Origin of the sequence: Aetokthonos hydrillicola CCALA 1050, from assembly GCF_017591665.1 — a bacterium.
Lineage (GTDB): Bacteria > Cyanobacteriota > Cyanobacteriia > Cyanobacteriales > Nostocaceae > Aetokthonos > Aetokthonos hydrillicola.
Genome location: NZ_JAAKGC010000329.1, coordinates 1 through 1,900 on the forward strand (window position 1 = coordinate 1; position 1,900 = coordinate 1,900).

Annotated in this window: 2 protein-coding genes; one reads left to right on the forward strand and one right to left on the reverse strand. The window is 43.3% G+C overall.

Translation table 11 applies throughout. The features are described 5' to 3' along the window. The first annotated feature begins 7 nt into the window (after positions 1-7). Positions 8-1,489, forward strand: coding sequence for a formylglycine-generating enzyme family protein (locus G4P69_RS37530; RefSeq protein WP_452039083.1), 1,482 nt, complete (start codon positions 8-10; stop codon positions 1,487-1,489). A 210-nt stretch (positions 1,490-1,699) separates the two neighbouring features. On the opposite strand, the gene G4P69_RS37535 is transcribed toward G4P69_RS37530, so the two are convergent. After that, on the reverse strand, positions 1,700-1,900 hold a 201-nt coding region (locus G4P69_RS37535), incomplete at its 5' end, for a hypothetical protein (RefSeq protein ID WP_208355012.1).

Sequence of the window (1,900 nt, forward strand, 5' to 3'; positions counted from 1 at the left end):
TTTCCCTCTGCTTTTGACACCAGATTTACTTTATTGTTTATGGTGGAAGTTTTTTAGAGAACCTGGGCAAAAATCTCAGACTGTCCCTTGGTATGCTGTTGCTGATGTGCTGCTTTCAGACTTGTGTCAAGAGGTTGATGTTGAATTGTATGAAATGCCAGCAGAGGTTCGCGACGAACTACTGTCACAATGCCAAGACAAGTTTGGCGAAAAACGCCTGCAAGAACTCTCTGAATTTTTGATTAAATACATCGAACGTCAAGTTAATAAACAAAAACCTGATTTTCTATTACGTGATTTACTACAGGTAAACCAATGGACAGCTTTAGCCTATACCCAAAAAGGAGATGAAGCCGCCAAACAATTGGCAGAAAAATTGCGTCAAGCTTACCTGCAAAATAACAAAGCTGAATTAGTCAGGTTATCGGAAGTGATTGCCACTTTAGCAGCACCTTTAAAAGAAAAATATGCCCCTTTGTTAGTGGTTGCTAGAGGTTATCGGGCTTTAGTCCGTGGTGATGAAGAGGGAAAAGTAGCAGCGCAAACTGAATTAAAGCAGATGTTAGGCGTGGGAGAGACTGTCGATGTCGCAGGAGTTATATTAGAGCGACCAGACATTTTAAATCTCATTCGCCTATCACCGCCCTTTGAAATTGTCACAGTTAATCGGCGCGGTGAGATTATTCGCCGGGAAACTAAACAAGCAAAATATTTTACTGAATATCTATCGGATAGTATCAGCTTAGAGATGATGGCTATCCCTGGTGGTACATTCCTCATGGGTTCACCAGAAACAGAAGCAGGACGTCGTAACAGTGAAAGTCCCCAGCATGAAGTAACTGTTCCACCGTTCTTTATGGGCAAATACCCCGTCACCCAGGCGCAATGGCGGTTTGTGGCGACTTTAGAACAAGTAAACCGAGAACTTGAACCCGATCCATCAAGCTTTAAAGGAGAAAATTTACCAATAGAGACAATTTCTTGGTATGAAGCGGTAGAGTTTTGTGATAGACTATCAAAGTACACGGGACGACGCTACCAACTTCCTAGCGAAGCCCAATGGGAGTATGCTTGTAGAGCAGGCACGACAACTCCGTTCCACTTTGGTGAGACTATCACATCGGATTTAGCAAATTACAATGCTGAGTTTGCGTACGCAGATAGTCCTAAAGGTGAGTTTAGGGAGAAAACAACACCGGTTGGCAGCTTTGGTTTAGCAAATGCCTTTGGTTTGTATGATATGCACGGGCTAGTTTGGGAGTGGTGTGCTGACAGTTGGCATGGTAATTATGATGGAGCGCCGGCAGATGGCAGTTCTCCGATAAGTCGAAAGGTTATTGAAAAATATTTTCATCATTTACGAGTGCTGCGCGGTGGTTCGTGGATCAGCAATCCTGGACTCTGCCGTTCTGCTTCTCGCGGCAACGACGACGGCAGCATCGGGTTCCGGGTTGTGTGCGCTGTTTCCCACAGGACTCTTAACCCTTGACACTTTTGCACTTTTCCCCTAGGCACTTCCTCTCTTAGCCCTTTGCGAGTGTAGCGGAGCGGAACGATCAATTTTTTTTTGCAAATTGGCGAATGCAGCTTTAGTTTCACCCAGCATAACATATAAATTGGAGCATGTAAATCCTATATCAAAGTTTTTTTCAAAATGATGGAAGAATTGCCAATTTGTAAGGGCGCAATGCCTTGCGGTTCATTTATGTGAAAATTGGTATAAAATAGAATGCCCTAGGCGTAGTAGACAATCGTAGGTTGGGTAGAGCGTTAGCGAAACCCAACAAATAACGATAAATGTTGGGTTTCGTCCCTCAACCCAACCTACATTACTGACTTCTTCTTTCACCAAAATGTCATTTTCCACAAGTAGCGATTCAACTAAAAATCTATACAATAG